Source organism: Tsuneonella amylolytica (genome assembly GCF_003626915.1).
GTDB classification, from domain to species: Bacteria; Pseudomonadota; Alphaproteobacteria; order Sphingomonadales; family Sphingomonadaceae; genus Tsuneonella; species Tsuneonella amylolytica.
The window spans coordinates 2,400,633-2,416,796 of record NZ_CP032570.1 but is presented as its reverse complement, the minus strand read 5'-3'; the positions used below and the strand labels follow the sequence as shown (position 1 = coordinate 2,416,796).

General features: G+C 67.3%; 14 protein-coding genes and 1 tRNA gene. 6 read left to right on the top strand and 9 right to left on the bottom strand.

Features of this window, described 5'->3' with window-relative positions; genetic code table 11:
* Nucleotides 1-6: 6 nt before the first annotated feature.
* Both D4766_RS11865 and D4766_RS11860 read left to right on the top strand, forming a co-directional pair.
* Nucleotides 7-2,040, top strand: a complete 2,034-nt coding sequence (locus tag D4766_RS11865; RefSeq protein ID WP_120717636.1) for a 3-hydroxyacyl-CoA dehydrogenase NAD-binding domain-containing protein — start codon at nucleotides 7-9, stop codon at nucleotides 2,038-2,040.
* Nucleotides 2,041-2,214: 174 nt separating this feature from the next.
* Nucleotides 2,215-3,729, top strand: a complete 1,515-nt coding sequence (locus D4766_RS11860; RefSeq protein WP_120717635.1) for a TLP1 C-terminal extension domain-containing protein — start codon at nucleotides 2,215-2,217, stop codon at nucleotides 3,727-3,729.
* On the opposite strand, the gene D4766_RS11855 is transcribed toward D4766_RS11860, so the two are convergent.
* Nucleotides 3,716-4,552, bottom strand: coding sequence for an alpha/beta hydrolase (locus D4766_RS11855; RefSeq protein ID WP_120717634.1), 837 nt, complete (start codon nucleotides 4,550-4,552; stop codon nucleotides 3,716-3,718). The genes D4766_RS11860 and D4766_RS11855 overlap by 14 nt on opposite strands.
* Before the next feature lie 77 nt (nucleotides 4,553-4,629).
* Between D4766_RS11855 and D4766_RS11850 the strand changes: the two genes are divergently transcribed.
* Entirely contained in the window at nucleotides 4,630-5,916 is a 1,287-nt protein-coding gene (locus D4766_RS11850) for an acyl-CoA dehydrogenase family protein (protein ID WP_120717633.1), read from the top strand.
* Here D4766_RS11850 and D4766_RS11845 read toward each other — a convergent pair.
* Together D4766_RS11845 and D4766_RS11840 are read right to left on the bottom strand one after the other, a co-directional pair.
* On the bottom strand, nucleotides 5,913-6,632 hold the full coding sequence (locus tag D4766_RS11845) for an acyl-CoA dehydrogenase family protein (protein WP_120717632.1): 720 nt from the start codon (nucleotides 6,630-6,632) through the stop codon (nucleotides 5,913-5,915). The two genes, D4766_RS11850 and D4766_RS11845, sit on opposite strands and share 4 nt — an antisense overlap.
* Nucleotides 6,632-7,783 (bottom strand): acyl-CoA dehydrogenase family protein, encoded by a 1,152-nt coding sequence (locus tag D4766_RS11840; RefSeq protein WP_120717631.1) that lies wholly within the window; start codon nucleotides 7,781-7,783, stop codon nucleotides 6,632-6,634. Before D4766_RS11840 ends, D4766_RS11845 begins: the two co-directional genes overlap by 1 nt.
* A gap of 68 nt (nucleotides 7,784-7,851) precedes the next feature.
* Between D4766_RS11840 and D4766_RS11835 the strand changes: the two genes are divergently transcribed.
* Entirely contained in the window at nucleotides 7,852-8,652 is an 801-nt protein-coding gene (locus D4766_RS11835; RefSeq protein WP_120717630.1) for a crotonase/enoyl-CoA hydratase family protein, read from the top strand.
* Nucleotides 8,653-8,661: 9 nt separating this feature from the next.
* On the opposite strand, the gene D4766_RS11830 is transcribed toward D4766_RS11835, so the two are convergent.
* From D4766_RS11830 to aspS, 6 genes are all read right to left on the bottom strand, one after another.
* A tRNA-Met gene (locus tag D4766_RS11830) sits at nucleotides 8,662-8,738 on the bottom strand.
* Nucleotides 8,739-8,790: 52 nt separating this feature from the next.
* On the bottom strand, nucleotides 8,791-9,300 hold the full coding sequence (locus tag D4766_RS11825) for a 2'-5' RNA ligase family protein (protein WP_120717629.1): 510 nt from the start codon (nucleotides 9,298-9,300) through the stop codon (nucleotides 8,791-8,793).
* Nucleotides 9,301-9,308: 8 nt separating this feature from the next.
* Nucleotides 9,309-10,271 carry an endolytic transglycosylase MltG gene (gene mltG, locus D4766_RS11820; protein ID WP_120717628.1) on the bottom strand — a complete coding sequence of 321 codons (963 nt, stop codon included), beginning with the start codon at nucleotides 10,269-10,271 and terminating at the stop codon, nucleotides 9,309-9,311.
* A gap of 1 nt (nucleotide 10,272) precedes the next feature.
* Complete coding sequence (gene fabF / locus D4766_RS11815; protein WP_120717627.1) at nucleotides 10,273-11,532, bottom strand: beta-ketoacyl-ACP synthase II; 1,260 nt, start codon at nucleotides 11,530-11,532, stop codon at nucleotides 10,273-10,275.
* A 98-nt stretch (nucleotides 11,533-11,630) separates the two neighbouring features.
* Nucleotides 11,631-11,867: an acyl carrier protein gene (locus D4766_RS11810; RefSeq protein WP_120717626.1), complete on the bottom strand. Its 237-nt coding sequence runs from the start codon at nucleotides 11,865-11,867 to the stop codon at nucleotides 11,631-11,633.
* A gap of 96 nt (nucleotides 11,868-11,963) precedes the next feature.
* Entirely contained in the window at nucleotides 11,964-13,829 is a 1,866-nt protein-coding gene (gene aspS / locus D4766_RS11805; protein ID WP_120717625.1) for an aspartate--tRNA ligase, read from the bottom strand.
* A 156-nt stretch (nucleotides 13,830-13,985) separates the two neighbouring features.
* Here aspS and rnd point away from each other — a divergent pair, with 156 nt between their 5' ends.
* Nucleotides 13,986-15,191 carry a ribonuclease D gene (rnd, locus tag D4766_RS11800; RefSeq protein ID WP_120717624.1) on the top strand — a complete coding sequence of 402 codons (1,206 nt, stop codon included), beginning with the start codon at nucleotides 13,986-13,988 and terminating at the stop codon, nucleotides 15,189-15,191.
* Complete coding sequence (locus D4766_RS11795; protein WP_120717623.1) at nucleotides 15,188-16,084, top strand: hydrogen peroxide-inducible genes activator; 897 nt, start codon at nucleotides 15,188-15,190, stop codon at nucleotides 16,082-16,084. The genes rnd and D4766_RS11795 overlap by 4 nt, the downstream gene beginning before the upstream one ends.
* The last annotated feature ends 80 nt before the right edge of the window (nucleotides 16,085-16,164 follow it).

Genomic DNA, 16,164 nt, shown 5'->3' with positions numbered 1-16,164 from the left:
GCACACATGTCCGACCCCATCACCTCCCACCGCGAGGGCGACGTCCTCGTCGTCGTATCGAACAACCCGCCGGTGAACGCGCTCGGCCAGGCGGTCCGCGCCGGCCTCAAGCGCGAGATCGAAGCGGGCCTTGCCGACGACGGTGTGAAGGCCATCGTCATCCGCTGCGATGGGCGCACGTTCTTCGCCGGCGCGGACATCACCGAATTCGGCAAGCCGCCGATGGGCCCCAGCCTGCCCGAAACGCTCGACGCGATGGAGGCATCGGACAAGCCGGTCGTCGCCGCGATCCACGGTACGGCGCTGGGCGGCGGGTGCGAAGTCGCGCTTGCGTGCCACTACCGTGTCGCGGTGCCGAGCGCGAAGCTGGGCCTGCCCGAGGTGAAGCTCGGCCTCATACCCGGCGCCGCGGGCACCCAGCGCATGCCGCGCCTCGTCGGGGCCGAAGCTGCCCTCCCCCTCGTCGTCGGCGGCGATCCGATCTCGGCGAAGAAAGCCGAAGCGATCGGTCTGGTCGATGCCATCGTCGGCGAGGACAGCCTGGAAGCCGACGCGGTCGCCTTCGCGCGCAGCAAGGTCGGCCAGCCCGTCCCGCGCGCCAGCGAAGGCACCGCGAACCAGGACGGCGTGAAGAACCCCGCCCTGTTCGACGACTTCCGCCACAAGCAGGCGCGAAAGATCCGCGGCTTCGACGCGCCCAACGCCGCGATCGAGGCGGTGAAGGCGGCGGGCGAGATGCCCTATGCCGAAGGCGTGAAGAAGGAACGCGAGCTGTTCATGAAGCTCATGACCGGCACCCAGAGCGCCGCGATGCGCCACTACTTCTTCGCCGAGCGTGCCGCGAACAAGATCGACGATGTGCCCGCCGATACCCCGTTGATCCCGATCAGAAAGGTGGGCGTGATCGGCGCGGGCACGATGGGCGGCGGCATCTCGATGAACTTCCTGTCGGCCGGCATCCCGGTCACCATCCTCGAGATGCAGCAGGACGCGCTCGATCGCGGCACCGGCACGATGCGCAGGAACTACGAGAACACGGCCAAGCGCGGGCGCATGACCGCCGAACAGGTGGAAGGCGCGATGGGGCTGCTCACCCCCACGCTGGACTACGCCGACCTAGCCGACTGCGACCTCGTGATCGAGGCGGTCTACGAGAGCATGGACGTGAAGAAGGAGGTCTTCGCCAAGCTCGACGAGGTGGTGAAGGAGGGCGCGATCCTCGCGTCCAACACCAGCTATCTCGACATCGACGAAATCGCCACCGCGACCAAGCGGCCCGGCTACGTCATAGGCCTCCACTTCTTCTCGCCCGCCAACGTGATGAAGCTGCTGGAGGTCGTGCGCGGGCGCGAAACCCGCGACGACGTGCTGGCCACCTCGATGGCGCTCTCCAAGAAGATCGGCAAGGTCGCGGCGGTGTCGGGTGTGTGCCCGGGCTTCATCGGCAACCGCATGCTGTCGAAGCGGCAGGAACAGGCCAACGCGCTGATCATGGAAGGCGCGAATTACTGGGACGTCGACGACGTGCTGCTGGAATTCGGCTTCCCCATGGGTCCGTTCCAGATGGGCGATCTTGCCGGCATCGACATCGGTTGGCACCGCGACCCGTCGAAGGTTACCACGGTGCGCGAGGCGCTGTGCGCCGCGGGCCGGTTCGGCCAGAAGAACGGCAAGGGCTTCTACGACTACGATGAGGCGCGCAACCGCACGCCGTCGGACGAGGTGAAGGGCATCATCGCCGACTTCGCCGCGAAGGAAGGCAAGCAGGCGCGCGACATCTCGAAGGACGAGATTCGCGAGCGACTGCTCTATCCGATGGTCAACGAAGGCGCGAAGATCCTGGAAGAGGGCATGGCCCAGCGCGCCAGCGACATCGATGTGGTGTGGATCAACGGCTACGGCTGGCCGCTCTACACCGGCGGCCCGATGCACTGGGCCGAGACCATCGGGCTCGACACGGTCGTCAGCGGGCTGGAGAAGCACGACCTGCCGGTCAGCGACTACCTGCGCGAAAAGGCGAAGGCGGGCAAGTTCGCCTGATCGGGGCGGCGCGCTTTCCTACCGGGCGGCGGGTGTGGCATGACATGCGCATGCCCGCCCGCTCCCCCCGACCGAAGGCGACACCTTGCCTGCCAAGGCGGCAGTTTGCGCCGCAAGGCGACGCGAAAGCGCCCAAGGCGACGCTCTTCCCCCTGGACCGTGTGACAGCGTGACATGAGTGAGAACTTCACCCCCGTGATCGTCGGCGTCGGCCAGGTGGTCGAACGGATCGGCGAGGAAGGCTGGCAGGGCCTGTCCGCCGCCGATCTGGCCGCCGCGGCGGCCGAAACCGCGCTGGAAGATGCCGGCGCTTCGGTGGACCTGCGCCCGCTGATTGAGGTCGCACACGCGATCCGCACCTTCGAAGATTCGGGCGCGGCGCCCTCCCCCTTCGGCAAGCCCGACAAGTTTCCCCTCGCGGTCGCACGGCGGGTGGGGGTAACGCTGAAGCTGGCCATCCTCGAAGCGGTCGGCGGACAGTCGCCAGTGACCGCGCTGGTCGAGATGGCCGGACGGGTCGCCAACGGAGAGATCGCGGCGGGAATCGTGTTCGGGGCGGAGGCGATCTCGAACACCCGCCACCTCACTTCGCAGGGCGAAACCCGCGACTGGGCCGAGACCGACGACGGCGAAATGGAGGACCGGGGGCCGGAACGGATGCTCACCCGGCAGGGCATCGTCCACGGTATAGTCAGCGCGCCGATCGCCTACGCGGTGCAGGAGAACGCCCGCCGTGCACGGCTCGGCATGAGCCGCGAGGACTACCGCGCCGCGATGGGCGAACTGTTCGCGCCGTTCAGCGCGGTGGCGGCGGAGAACCCGTACTCAAGCGCGGCGAGCGATCCGCTGAGCGGGGAGGACATCGCCATGATCACGCCGAAGAACCGGATGATCGCCGATCCCTTCCCGCTTAAAGTGGTCGCCCGCGACCAGGTGAACATGGGCGCCGCGATGCTGGTGATGTCGGAGAAGGCCGCGCGCGAGGCCGGGGTGCCGGAGGACAAGTGGGTCTACATTCACGGCGCGGCCAAGGCGTCCGAGCCCGACATCCTCGAGCGCGCCGATCCGGGCGCCCACCCTGCCGCCGCCGCCGCGCTCGATGCGGCACTGGCGGCGAGCGGCAAGGCGGTGGCCGACATGGCCGCGCTCGACTTTTACTCCTGCTTTCCGGTCGCGGTATTCTCCACCGCGATCGATCATCTCGACCTGTCGCAGGACGACCCGCGCGGACTGACGGTGACCGGCGGGCTCCCGTATTTCGGCGGGGCGGGCAACGGGTATTCGAGCCACGCGATCGCCAGCATGGTCGAACGCTTGCGCGAGCAGCCGGGGGGCTATGGCCTCGTCGGCGCCAACGGCGGGTTTCAGAGCAAGTACGCCGCGATGGTGCTCTCCACCGACCCGGCGGACTTTCCGGGCTGGAGCGACGCGCCCCGCCCCGACGACGGGGCGCCGGAGGTCGCCGGACTGGTCGAAGGTCCGGGCACGATCGACACCTACACCGTGGTCTACGGCAAGCAGGGCCCGACCTACGCCATCGCCATCGGCTCGCTGCCCGACGGCCGCCGCTTCATCGCCCGCAGTGACGATTCGGAAACGGTGGCCGCAATGGTGGCCGACGATCCGCTCGGCAGGGCTGTCACCCTCACCAACGACGGCGAGGAGCGGAACGCATTCACGCTTGTTTAGGATGCGCTTCGAACCAATCGAGCAGGTCGCCGATAACCGCGTCTTTCTCCGGTTCGTTGTAGATCTCGTGGTACAGGCCGGGATACTCGATCACCGTCTTGTCGGGCGAACCGATGATGCCTGCGACCTCCCGCATCCCGGCGATCGGCACCAGCGCATCGGCATCGCCGTGCTGGATCAGCACCGGCACCTGCATTCCCGGCGCGGCACTGCGGTAACGCGCCACCGCCGAGAACATCTCGTGCGCCGTCCGCGCGGCGACCTTGCCGGTCGTGACCAGCGGATCGTTCACGTATGCCTCCACCACCGCCGGATCGCGGCTAACCCCTTCCGGCGGCAGGGCGATCATGCCGGTACGGGGTGCGACAGCAGACAGCGCCGAAAGCACCCAGCGCTGTACCGCCGGCATGCTTCCGCCAATCAACGGCCCGCTGAGGATGAGGCCCGACAGATCCTCGGGCCAGCGCAGCGCGTATCCGAATGCCACGTTGCCGCCCATCGAATGGCCGAGCAGCTTGACCGGCATCCCGTCGTGGCGCGCCCGTACGTCGTCCACGAAGCCGTGGAAATCCTCGATCACGTGACCCATCCGGTCCACCAGCGCGCGGCGGCCGGCGCTGCGACCATGCCCGCGGTGATCCTGCGCGTAGAGCGCGTAGCCGGCGGGCACGAGCCGATCGACGAGGTTCGTGTAGCGCCCGCCATGCTCGGCATACCCGTGCGCGATGGCGATCACGTCGCGCACCTCGCCGTCCGGCAACCATCCTTGCGCGAAGAGCTCCAGCCCGCCGTGCCCCATCCGCTTCCATTCGACGTGACGCATTACCGGTTTTCCCCTGCAACCGACCCTTGCATGATCCGCCCCCGCGGTTCAGCCTCGCGGACAGAGGAGAGAGGATAATGGATTTCACCATCCCGCGCGAGATCGAGGATTACTATGCCGAACTCGTCGCTTTCGTCGAAGCGGAAATCGAGCCGCTGCAGAACGCGGGCGACAACATGCGGTTCTTCGATCACCGGCGGGAATACGCGCGAACCGATTTCGAAGCCGGCGGCCTGCCTCGGCACGATTGGGAAGACCTGCTGCGCGAGAGCCGCAAGCTGGCCGACGCGGCGGGTCACTGGCGCTTCTCCGCACCGAAGAAGTACGGCGGGAAGGACGGCAGCAATCTCGCCATGGCGGTCATCCGGGATCGCTTCGCGGCGCGCGGCCTTGGCCTCCACAACGACCTTCAGAACGAACATTCGATCGTCGGCAACTTCCCGTTCGTGGCCATGTTCGAGGAGTTCGGCACCGAGGCGCAGAAGCAGGAGTTCATCCTTGGCGGGTTCGAGGGCACCCGGCGCGTCGCGTTCGGCCTGACCGAGCCCGACCACGGCAGCGACGCGACATGGATGGAAACCCGTGCGGTTCGCGAAGAGCGTGGCGGTGAACCGGGATGGCTTATAAACGGCAGCAAGATGTGGATCACCGGGATGCACGTCGCCACCCACTGCGCCATGTTCGCACGCACCAGCGGCGAGGACGGCGATGCGCGGGGCATCACGTGTTTCCTCGTGCCCAACCCCACCCCCGGCCTCGAGATCGAGGAGTGGATGTGGACCTTCAACATGCCCACCGACCATCCGCGTCTGTCGGTGACCGACGTATGGGTGCCCGACAGTGCGATCCTCGGCGAGGAAGGTCGCGGGCTCAGCCTCGCCCAAAGTTTCGTCCATCAGAACCGCATCCGGCAGGCGGCCAGCAGCCTCGGCGCGGCGGCATTCTGCGTCGAGGAAAGCGTGAAGTACGCGAGGGCGCGCAAGCCATTCGGCGAGGAACTGGCGAAGAACCAGGCGATCCAGTTTCCGCTCGTCGAACTCGCCACGCAGATCGAGATGCTGCGGCTGCTGATCTATAAGACCGCGTGGGAGATGGACAACATCCCGCACAAGGAGATCGAGAAGACGATCTCCGACAAGATCAGCATGTGCAATTACTGGGCGAACCGGTTGGTCGGGCAGGCGGCGGACCGCGCCATCCAGGTTCACGGGGGCATCGGCTATTCGCGGCACAAGCCGTTCGAGCACATCTACCGCCACCACCGCCGCTATCGCATCACCGAAGGGTCGGAGGAAATCCAGATGCGGAAAGTGGCGGCGTACCTGTTCGGCTATCTCGGTCCGAAGAAGGGCCGATACGGCTAAGCCTCGCGGAATACCTCGGCCCGTACCCAGTCGACCGCGCTGCGATCATCCGCCAGCACCGCGATGCCGAGCGCGCGAGAGTGCAGCGTTTCCGACCCCGCCTCCGCCCGCCACTGGTGCAGGCGGCGGGTAAACAGCTGGAGATCGTGCTCCATCCCGATGCCCATCGCGCCGCATACCGCGTGGGCGGCACTGGCGATGCGCGGGGCGAGTTCGGACGCGGTCGCCTTGGCCACCGCCGCCTTCATCGCGCCGCCGTCCGGAAAGTCCGCCGCCGCCAGCTCGGCCGCCAGCCGCACCGCGACGACGTGTTCGGCCATCAGCGCCAGGTTCTGCTGCACCGCCTGCTGCTTGCCGATCGGCTTGCCGAACTGCACGCGGTCGTTGGCGTAGGCAACCGCCATTTCCAGCACCCGCTCCCCCGCCCCGGCGATCGCGGCGGCGAGCAGAATCGCCTCGGCCCCATCGCCCAGCCCGCCCCGCGCGATCATCTCGCGCCCGATACCGAGCGGCGCGGCATGGCGGCCGAGTACGATAAACAAGGGCACCGCGTGGTCGAAGGCCAGCGCATCGTCACCGGCGAGCAGGTCGAGGAAACCAGACGCCTCGATCTCCCGCCGCTCGGCGTCCCAGCCATTGCCTTCGCGCACGCGTCCCGGCGGGAAAAGGCCGGCGATCATCCGCTCGAACGGTTGGGCAAGTTCCGACCGGTCCATCACCGTAGCCCCAACCCGCGCGCGATGATTCCGCGCAGGATTTCCCGCGCGCCGCCGCGCAGCGAGAAACTCGGCGCGACGAGCGTGACGTATTCGAGCGTGCGCCTCAGTTCGTCCGACACCGGCTCGTCCCGATGCGAGGCGAGATTGTCGGCGATCGCAAGGGGCAAGTCCTGTTCGAACGCAGTGCCGAGGTCCTTGACGATTGAGGCCTCGACCACCGGGCTCTCCCCCGCCTCCAGCAGCGCGGTGCAGGCGATCGACATAGCGCGCAACGTGGCCAGCCGGGCGATCATCCCGCCGACCAGCGCAGTCGTCGCCGCGTCCGCGCGCCCGGTGCTGCGCAGGTGAGCCAGCCAGCCGTCCAGCAGCACGACGCTGGAGTATATCCGCTCCGGCCCGCTGCGTTCGAAAGCGAGTTCGGCGGTGACCTGCTGCCACCCCTGACCCTCCTCGCCCACCAGCGCATCGGACGGCAGCGCGACGTCGTCGAAGAACACTTCGGCAAAATGCGCGTCCCCCGCCAAGTCCTTGATCGGGCGCACGGTGACGCCCGGGGCATGCAGGTCGACGATCACTTGCGAGAGCCCGCGATGCCGGTCCTCCGCACTGCCCGACGTGCGGACCAACGCGATCATGCGGTCGGCATGCATCGCGCCGCTGGTCCATATTTTCTGGCCGTTGAGACGCCAGCCGTCTCCGCGGCGTTCGGCGCGGGTGCGCACCGAAGCGAGATCGGAGCCCGAGCCCGGCTCGCTCATCCCGATCGCGAACAGCGATTCGCCGCGGCAGATCGCCGGGATATACGCGTGCCGCTGCGCCTCTGTGCCGAAGTTGAGGATCAGCGGCGCGCTCTGCCGGTCGGCGATCCAGTGCGCCGCCACCGGCGCGCCCGCCGCCAGCAATTCCTCGACCACCACGAACCGCGCGAACGGCCCCATCCCGCCGCCGCCGTATTCCTTCGGCAGGGTGAGCCCGAGCAGGCCCGCCGCGCCGAGTTTACGACTGAACTCGGCATCGTATCCCGACCACGAACGCGCGCACACGTCCATCGGCCGGTCGGCCACCGCCTCCTTCGCCAGCCGCCGCGCGGTCGCCCGCAAGTCCTCGTAGTCGGCGGGAATGCGCGCGAAGGTGAAGCTGGCGAACACGGCGGCGACAATACCCGTTGCCAGCGCGTGCGCCAGCCCCCTAGCGTCGCGGGCAGAGGAGAGCAGACTTGGCCGATTTCCTGACCATCGAACAAGACGGCGCGGTGTTGACCGTCACCATGAACCGCCCCGAGGATCGCAACGCGATCACCGATCCCGAACAGAGCGCCGAGTTCGTCGCGCTGGGTGAGCGGCTGGCGCGCGACCGCAGCGTGCGGGCGATGGTGCTGACCGGCGCGGGCAAGTCGTTCTGTTCGGGTGGCAACGTCAAGTCGATGAAGGAGAAGACCGGCCTTTTCGCGGGCACTCCGTTCGATCAGCGCACCCACTATCGCACAACGGTGCAGACCATCGGCAAGACATTGTGGGAACTGGAGGTGCCGGTCGTGGCGGCCATCAATGGGCACGCCATCGGGCTCGGCTTCGACATCACGCTGATGTGCGACGTGCGGGTGATGGCGGACGACGCGGTCGTGGCCGAAAGCTACGTCAAGCTCGGCATCATCCCAGGCGGGGGCGGCGCGTGGCTGCTGCCGCGGGTGGTCGGACTGTCGAATGCCAGCCGCATGACGCTGACCGGAGAGACGATCGATGCGGCCACCGCGATGCGCTACGGCCTCACCGGCGATGTCGTGCCGGCAAGCGAGGTGCTGCCCCGCGCGCAGGAGATCGCCCGCTCCATCGCCGCCAACCCCGGTCACGCGACCCGCATGGCCAAGCGCCTGATGCGCGAAGGCATGGACCAAAAACTACCGACGCACCTGGAAATGGCCGCGGCCTACCAGGCGCTGAGCCATCACACCGCCGACCATGTCGAGGCGGTCGATGCGTTTCTCGGCAGACGCGCGCCGAAATTCGGGGATCGGTGAAAGAAGGACTGGTAGCGGAGGAGGGACTCGAACCCCCGACACGCGGATTATGATTCCGCTGCTCTAACCGGCTGAGCTACTCCGCCAGTCCTCACCCTTCCGGGCAGGGCGCGCCTTTAGGTCGGGCTTTCCCGCCGGTCAACCGCGGAATGACCAGCGCTTGACCGTCTCCCACGGTCCGCCGCGATAGTAATGCAAGGCGAGGCCCGCGAAGGCGAAATCGCGCGACTGGAACCCGGCGGCAAGATGCTGCTGCAGCGCCTTGGCCTCCGACGGAGCGACCTTGTTCTGGACGGTCACGTGCAACCGCGGCTTGTGCTCGTCCTGAGGGGTGAGCAGCCCGTGGAACCGGTCCGCCAGCCGCTCGCGCAAGGCGAGCATCTGTGGGCTCTCGATCCTGAACGCCGTCCCCCGCCCCAGGTTCATCACGCTGTCGAGCCGGGCGGGGACCGGCTTCGCCCGCGCTTCGGCGGCGAGCGCATCGCGCACTTCGGCCTCGGCGCTCGGCGGCAGGGCGTGGAACAGGGTGACGTGCGCCCTGAGGTGGTTTCGGTCCGGCGGGAAATGCGCGGTGCGAAGCTGGTCGGCGCGGGACTGGATGGCCTCGGGCAGTTCCGCCGTGACAATCAGGGGCGCGGCGTGGTCCATGCCGCCGGTCAGTCGAGCTCTCCGCGGGCGCGCCTGATCTCGAACCACTTGCGCACGTTCTCGTTGTGCTCGGCCAGCGTGTTGCCGAACACGTGCCCGCCCTTGCCGTTCGCCACCATGTACAGTGCCTGCGTCGGCGCCGGATCCAGCACCGCCGCGATACTTTCGCGGCCCGGGTTCGTGATCGGCCCGTTGGGCAGGCCGCTCATGGTGTAGGTGTTGTACCCGTTGACCGCGGCGATCTCCGACTGGCGGATGCGGCGGCCCAGCGGCTTGCCCTTGGTAATGGGGTAAATGATCGTGGGGTCGGCCTGCAGCGGCATCCCCTGCTTGACGCGGTTGGAATAAAGCCCGGCGACCATGCGCCGCTCGCTGGCGACGCCGGTTTCCTTCTCCACGATGGAAGCCAGGGTCACCGTCTCCTGCGGGGTCGAGACCGCTATGCCGGGTTTGCGCTTCGACCACGCCTCGGCGAGGTAGCTTTTCATCGCCGCCTGCATCCGCGCGAGCACACGCACGCGCGGTTCGCCGCGCTCGAAGTCGTAGGTGTCGGGCAGAACCGTGCCTTCTTCCGGCACCGGGATCGGACCGGTCAGCAGCGGTTCGGCCATCAACCGTTCGTAGACCATGATCGACGGCAGCCCTTCGGGCACGGTGACGAACCGGCGGATGGTCATGCCGTGCTGCAGGGTGTCGAGGATCGTCGCCGCGCTGGCGCCGGCAGGTATCTCGAACTCGCCCTTCTGCACCGGGTCGCCGCTGCCGAGGATCTTGGCGCGCAGCAGGAACCCGCTCTTCGAACCGATCAGCCCGTCTTCTTCCAGCTTGCCCGCGACCGAGGTCAGCGTCGCCCCGTCGGGCACCGTGAAAGCAGTCGGCTTCTCGACGGAAGACGAGCCGTACCATCCGTACGCGAACCAGCCGAGCGCAAGCGCGGCCACGATTGCCCCCGCGATGACGAGGCGTTTCACCTCAGTCGACCTTCTTGAAGATCACGCTCGCGTTGGTGCCGCCGAAACCGAAGCTGTTGGACAGCGCCGCCTCGACCTCGCGCTTCTTCGCGTGGTGCGGCACCAGATCGACGCCCTCGGTACCCTCGTCCGGGTCGTCGAGGTTGAGCGTCGGCGGCACGACCTGGTCGCGGATCGCCAGCACGCAGAAGATCGCCTCGACCGCGCCGGCGCCGCCGAGCAGGTGTCCAATCGCGCTCTTGGTCGACGACATTGAGGCACCCGCCAGGTCGTCGCCCAGCACGCGCTTCACCGCGCCCAGTTCGATCGTGTCGGCCATCGTGCTGGTGCCGTGCGCATTGACGTAGTCGATGTCGCCCGGTCCCATCCCGGCCTTGCGCAGCGCCATCTTCATGGCAAGCTCTGCGCCCTTCCCTTCGGGATGGGGGGCGGTGACGTGGTAGGCATCGCCCGACAGGCCGTAACCGACCACTTCGGCGTAGATCTTCGCGCCGCGCGCCTTGGCGTGCTCGTATTCCTCCAGCACCATCACGCCCGCACCCTCTCCCATGACGAAGCCGTCGCGGCCCTTGTCGTAGGGGCGGCTGGCGCGGGTCGGATCGTCGTTCATGCTCATGTTGAGCGCCTTCGCCTGCGCGAAGCCGGCGATGCCGATGGGATTGATCGTCGATTCCGCCCCGCCGGCCAGCATGATGTCGGCGTCGTCGTCCTTGATCATGCGCGCCGCGTCGCCGATCGAGTGCGCGCCTGTGCTGCACGCGGTCACGACCGAGTGGTTGGGGCCCATGAGGCCGTACTTGATCGAGACCTGCCCGCTGGTGAGGTTGATGAGCCGCCCGTGGACGAAGTGCGGGGATACGCGGCCCGGGCCCTTTTCGGCCAGCACCAGCGATTCGCTTTCGATGCCCGGCAGGCCGCCGATGCCCGAACCGATCGATACGCCCGCGCGCTCCTTCATCTCGTCGGACATGTCCTCGAGACCCGCGTCCTCGATCGCCTGGCCGGCGGCGTCGATCGCATATACGATGAACGGGTCGACCTGGCGCTGGACCTTGTGGTCGACGCGCTTGTTGGGATCGAAGCCCCATTCGTGGTCGGCCGGCTTCACCTCGCCGGCGATCCTGGCCTTCTGGTCGCTGACGTCGAAGCGGGTGATCGGACCGATCCCGCTCTTGCCCGCGATCAGGTTGTCCCACGTGGTTTCGACATCGGCACCCAGCGGGGTGACGAGGCCCAGTCCGGTTACGACCACTCGGCGCATGCTTCTCTCCGTAAACGCAACAGGCCCGAACCCCGCGAGGGGTCGAGCCTGTTCCTGCCCCGCCGACTGCCGTCAGGCGAGCACGGCGGGATGGGCAATCAGCCCTTGTGCTCTTCGATGTACTTGGTCGCGTCGCCGACGGTGCTGATCTTCTCGGCCGCGTCGTCGGGAATCTCAACACCGAATTCTTCCTCGAAGGCCATGACCAGCTCGACGATGTCGAGGCTGTCGGCGCCCAGATCGTCGATGAAGCTGGCTTCCTGGGTGACCTTGTCGGCCTCGACGCCGAGATGCTCGACGACGATCTTCTGCACGCGTTCGGCGGTATCGCTCATAAAAGTGCCCTCTTCCGTGGGGAGTGGTTGGTTGCCTGTCGCCCTAATGAACGGCGATGGGGAGCGCAAGTGCCCGGCGTTGCGGTCCGGGACGGATCAGGTGCCCTCGCCCTGCGGCGTTTCGTCGCGGTCGGTGGCGGTGGAGTTCATGTCGGTCGCCTCGCCCGCCGGAGCCGCCGTCGCCGCTTCGCGCGCCTTGGCGTCGAGCTGGACGTGCACGTCGCGCAGCTGTCTGTTCGACACCACGCTCGGCGCGCCCATCATCAGGTCCTGCGCCCGTTGGTTCAGCGGGAATGCGATGACCTCGCGAATGTTGGGCTCGTCGGCCAGCAGCATGACGATGCGGTCGATGCCGGGCGCCGAGCCGCCGTGCGGCGGGGCGCCGAGCTTGAACGCCTCGATCATGCCCGAGAAGTTCGCGTCGACATCGTCCTTCGAATAGCCGGCGATCTCGAACGCCTTGTACATGATCTCGGGCTTGTGGTTCCGGATCGCGCCCGACGACAGTTCGTAGCCGTTGCACACGATGTCGTACTGCCAGGCGAGGATGTCGAGCGGGTCCTTGGTTTCCAGCGCCTCCATCTCGCCCTGCGGCATCGAGAACGGGTTGTGGCTGAAGTCGACCTTCTTCGCGTCCTCGTCGTATTCGTACATCGGGAAGTCGACGATCCAGCAGAAGTCGAAACGGTCGTCGGGAATGAGATCGAGCAGTTCACCCACACGGGTGCGCGCGGCACCGGCGAGCTTGGCCGCGTCCTTTTCCTTGCCCGCGGCGAAGAACAGGCCGTCGTCTTCGCCCAGGCCCAGTTCGGCGTAGAGCTTCTCCATGCCCTCGGTCCCGTGGTTCTTGGCGATTGGGCCGCCGAACTCGCCGCCCTTTCGGGTGACGTAGCCGAGGCCCGCGTACCCCTCGCGGCGGGCCCAATCGTTCATCTCGTCGAAGAACTTGCGGCTCTTGTCGGCGGTCGCGGGCGCGGGGATCGCGCGGACCACGCCGCCGGTGCCGACGATCTTCTCGAACAGGCCGAAGCCGGAACTCGCGAAGTGGTCCGAAACGTCGGCGATGATCAGCGGGTTGCGCAGGTCGGGCTTGTCGCTGCCGTACTTCAGCATCGCCTCGCGGTAGGGAATGCGCGGGAAGCTGCCGGCGGGCGTCACCGCCTTACCGTTCGCGAATTCCTCGAACACGCCGGCCAGCACCGGTTCGATCGCGTTGAAGACGTCGTCTTGCGTGACGAAGCTCATCTCGAAGTCGAGCTGGTAGAATTCGGGGCTGCGGTCGGCGCGCAGGTCCTCGTCGCGGAAGCAGGGCGCGATCTGGAAATAGCGGTCGAAGCCCGCAACCATCAGCAGCTGCTTGAACATCTGCGGCGCCTGCGGAAGCGCGTAGAACCGGCCCGGGTGGAGGCGGCTGGGCACGAGGTAGTCGCGTGCGCCTTCGGGGCTCGACGCGCCGAGGATCGGGGTCTGGAACTCGGTGAAGCCCCGCTCGATCATCCGGCGGCGCAGCGAGGCGATCACGTTCGAACGAAGCACGATGTTGGCGTGCACCCGCTCGCGCCTGAGGTCGACGAAGCGGTATTTCAGCCGCGTCTCCTCGGGATAATCCTCCGCGCTGTTGACGATCAGCGGCAAGTCGTCGGCCCGGCTCTGCACGGTGACATCGCGGGCGAAGATCTCGATCTCGCCAGTCGGCAGGTTGGGGTTTACCGCAGCATTGGCACGCGCCTTTACCGAGCCGTCGATCGTCACGACCGATTCCAGCCGCAGTTTCTCGAGCACCGGCAGCGCGGGGCTGTCGCTGTCTGCCACCACCTGCGTGATGCCGTAATGGTCGCGCAAGTCGACGAACAGCACGCCGCCGTGGTCGCGCTTGTTGTGCACCCACCCCGACAAACGGACGGTCTCGCCGACGGCATCCTTCGTAAGGGCGCCGCAGTTGTGGGTACGATAGGCGTGCATCTAAAATCTTTCCAATTTCGGGGCTAAGGCGCTAGGGGCGCGTCGCGCGCTGGCCCTTAGGCAAAAACAGCGCGCGCTAACAGGGGAACGCTCCGGCTTTGTCAAGCCGAGCAGCGGTCTCGGGGGCGGTACTCCGCCCGACCAGAGAAAAGAACGATGAAGATACACGATCTGATCACCACGACCGCCGCGCTCGAAGACCTGTGCGGACGACTCGCCACCAGCGATTTCGTCACCGTCGACACCGAATTCATGCGCGAGAACACCTATTGGCCCGAACTGTGCCTGGTGCAGATCGCCAATACGGAAGAGGCCGCGGCGATCGACCCGCTGGCCGACGGCATCGACCTCACCGCGCTGTGGGATCTCCTGTGCGACAACGAGGATGTGCTGAAGGTCTTCCATGCCGGCGGGCAGGACGTGGAAATCGTCTACAACTTCACCGGCAAGACCCCGCACCCCATCTTCGACACGCAGATCGCGATGATGGCAGTCAGCCAGTCCGAACAGATCGGCTATGCCAACCTCGTCGAAAGCTGGCTGGGCTTCACCGTCGACAAGGGTGCGCGCTTCACCGACTGGAGCCGCCGCCCGCTGACCGACCGCCAGATCGAATACGCGATCGGCGACGTCACGCACCTTTCGGCGATCTTCCCCAAGCTGCTGAAGAAACTCTTCAAGACCGGCCGCGGCGTGTGGCTCGATGCCGAGATGGAGAAGCTCGCGGATCCCGCGAACTACGCCAACAACGCCGACGAGGCGTGGCAGCGCATCCGCGCGCCCAGCCGCAATGCCACGGTACTCGGCCGCCTCAAGGCGCTCGCGGCGTGGCGCGAGGGCGAAGCCCAGCACAAGAACATCCCGCGCGGCCGCATCATGCGCGACGAGACGCTGGCCGATCTCGCCAGCCACCCGCCCAAGGCGCAGGGCGACCTCGTGAAGGTCCGCGGGCTCAGCGCGGCGTGGAAGGACAACGACATCGGCAAGCGGCTGATGAAAGTCCTCGAAAAGGCCGAGCCGCTGCCCACCGACGAAATGCCCGACAAGCCCAAGCGCGGCGCGCCGCTGGGCAAGGAAGGCGCGCTGGTGGCCGACCTCCTCAAGCTGCTGCTGAAAATCCGCGCCCGCGAGATCGACGTCGCTGCCCGCCTGCTCACCCGCAGCGACGAAATGGAAGCGCTGGCCGCCGGAGCCCGCGACCTGCCGGTCTTGCAGGGCTGGCGCTACGAGGTGTTCGGCAAGGACGCGCTCGAACTGGTCGAGGGGCGGCTCGGCTTCGGGGTCGAGAAAGGCCGGCTCAAGATGACGCGGATCGAGGAAGAGCCCGCCGCTTCCTCCACCGAAGCCGTCTCGGCCGAGTGACCACCTACCTCCCCACGATCAAGCAGCTCCAGTACCTCGTCGCGCTGCACGAAAATGGCCATTTCGGTCGCGCGGCGGAGGCGAGCTTCGTGTCGCAGTCGACGCTCAGCGCCGGCATCCGCGAACTGGAATCGCTGCTCGGCGTGACGCTGGTCGAGCGCAGCCGCCGGGTCGTGCGTTTCACCCCGCTCGGCGAACAGGTGGTGGCCAAGGCCCACCGGCTGCTGCGCGAGGCGGAGGAGCTGTCCGACCTCGTCCAGGCGAGCGGCAAGCCGCTGTCGGGCGAACTCCGCATGAGCGTGATCCCCACCATCGCGCCGTTCCTGCTGCCGCGCATGCTGCCCCGGTTGCGCAAGGAGCGCCCCGCCCTCAAGCTGTTCCTCCGCGAGGAGACCACCGGCGATGCGCTGGAAAGCCTCCACCACGGCCGTGCCGACTGCGTGCTGATGGCGCTGCCCTATGCCACGGGCGAGGTCGAGACCGCGCACATCGCCGACGACCGCCTGTTCGTCGCGTTTCCCAAGAACGACCCGCGCGATCCACCCGCCGAGATCGCGCCGGCCTCGATCGACGAGGGGCGCCTGCTGCTGTTGGAAGACGGGCATTGCCTGAAGGAACATGCGCTCGCCGCGTGCAACCGGCCCGAACTGCGCGGATCGGCCACGATGATCGGCACCTCGCTCCACACGCTGGTGCAGATGGTGGACAACGGGCTCGGCCTCACGATGCTGCCGGAAATGGCGATCGATGCCGGCATCCTGCACGATACCGAAGTCGTCGCCAGGCCGCTCAAGGGCAAGGCGCCCAGCCGCGAGATCGCGCTGGTGTGGCGCAAGAACTCCCCGCGGGCGGACGAATTTCGCCTGCTCGCCGACGAATTGCGCGCAGGTTAGCTCATCCGATCCGCAGAGCGGAGACGAGGAACAGCAGTCCCATGAGCGCAAGGACCACGCCGAGCACCTCGAAGGTTCGC